Annotated in this window: 1 protein-coding gene; it reads left to right on the top strand. The window is 45.5% G+C overall.

The genetic code is table 11. From position 1 onward, the window contains the following. The coding region (locus DDR33_RS16145; RefSeq protein WP_158280773.1) for an LTA synthase family protein at nt 1-1793 on the top strand (1793 nt) is incomplete at both ends.

Raw genomic sequence — 1793 nt, 5'->3', positions numbered from 1 at the left:
GAACGGCTCGTCTTCATTGTTTATAACACAGGCAATTTAAAGGACACCAGCATTTCCGAACGAAGTAAGGCTTTTCTTTACGGGCTGTGGATGGATACTTCTATGGCCGGTTACATTTGCGCATTACCCCTGCTTGTGGTTATGATTGCATGGGTGGCTGAAATCAATATCCCCGCTTTAGCCCTGAAGATCTATACCTGGACCCTTATTGTTATCTCCTCTTTTCTCACGGTAGTGAATTTCAATATCTACCGGGAATGGGGAACAAAAGTGAACTACCGTGCCCTGGAATTTGCTTTTGGATCCCCTGCGGAAGCGTTTGCCAGCAGCGAGTCGTCCCCGGTATTCCTCTCATTCCTGGTATTTTTTGCCCTGAGCGGAGCCGGAGTGTTTCTGGCCTCAAGGCTCATCTGTTACAGCTTTAATAAGCAGCAGAAATGGTATCTGAAGCTTCCTGTAGCTCTTTTACTCCTGGGGGTCAATTTTCTGGCTATCCGCGGCGGCTGGCAGCTATCGCCGATGAATGAAAGCATGGCCTACTACTCGTCTAAACCTTTGTTAAATTATGCAGCAGTCAATACAGAATGGAGCCTCATCCACGATGTTCTGAATAATAAATACAATCTTAAAAATCCTTTTAAATATTATAAGCCTGATGAGGCAAAGGGGATAGTGAGAGACTTATATGCTCACCCTTCCGGCGACGCACCTGTAATTCTGACCAACCCGAGGCCAAATGTGGTCGTGATTATCATGGAAAGCTTCACAGGCAACGTGGTGGAGAGCCTGGGCGGGGAGAAGGGAATCAACCCAGCTATGGAAGGGCTTATAAAAGATGGCCTTTTCTTTAATAATATTTATGCTTCAGGTGGCCGTACAGATAAGGGTGTAGTTGCAGTACTGAGTGCCTTTCCTGCTCAGGGCGGCCGCAGTATCATGAAAGAAAACAGCAAACAGATAAGAATCCCCGCTTTGTCGCAATCGTTCAGGGCACACGGATATGCTACTTCTTTCTTTTATGGAGGAGAGAGCCGGTTCTTTAACATGCGGTCGTATCTTTTAAGTCATAATTATGGCAAGATCATAGATAAGGCAGATTTTGCGCAGAAGGATATGAGTTCAAAGTGGGGAGCCTATGATGGCCCGGTATATAATAAGACAGTGGCCGAACTGAATAAGGAAAGGAAACCATTCTTTGCGACCATTCTCACGCTCACAAACCATGAGCCCTTTGAACTTCCGGTCGCTTCCAGATTTAAAGGGGAAGATACGGAGAATAAATTCAGGAGTACCGCTTATTATGCAGATTCCTGTCTGGGGGCGTTTATAGAACAGGCCAAAAAACAGGAATGGTATAAGAACACACTCTTCATTATGGTGGCTGACCACGGACATTATCTGCCGCGAACCGACCTCGAAGTCTACGATCCTCAGCGTTACCGGATTCCCCTTATCTTCTATGGTGATGTAATCAAGCCGGAATATAGAGGAACAGTGATTAACAAGCCCGGAAGCCAGAACGATATAGCGGCTGTGCTGCTGAATCAACTCAATATACCATCTTCAGGTTATCCCTGGAGCAAAGATCTTCTTAACCCTTTCGTTCCCGGGTTTGCTTTCTTTAACTGGGATCACGGTTTTGGATTCGTTAGCCCTGCACAGATCATAAGTTTTGACACCATGGGAAATAGTATCATCTATCGGAAAGACAATAAAAACGGGGTACAGGATGAACAACTGTTGAAATATGGAAAAGCCTGCATGCAGGAAGTTTATCAGCAGTATGTGGATTT

Source organism: Pararcticibacter amylolyticus (assembly GCF_003130405.1).
GTDB lineage: Bacteria > Bacteroidota > Bacteroidia > Sphingobacteriales > Sphingobacteriaceae > Arcticibacter > Arcticibacter amylolyticus.
The sequence above is the reverse complement of the archived record's forward strand: the minus strand, read 5'-3'. Positions and strand labels throughout refer to the sequence as shown.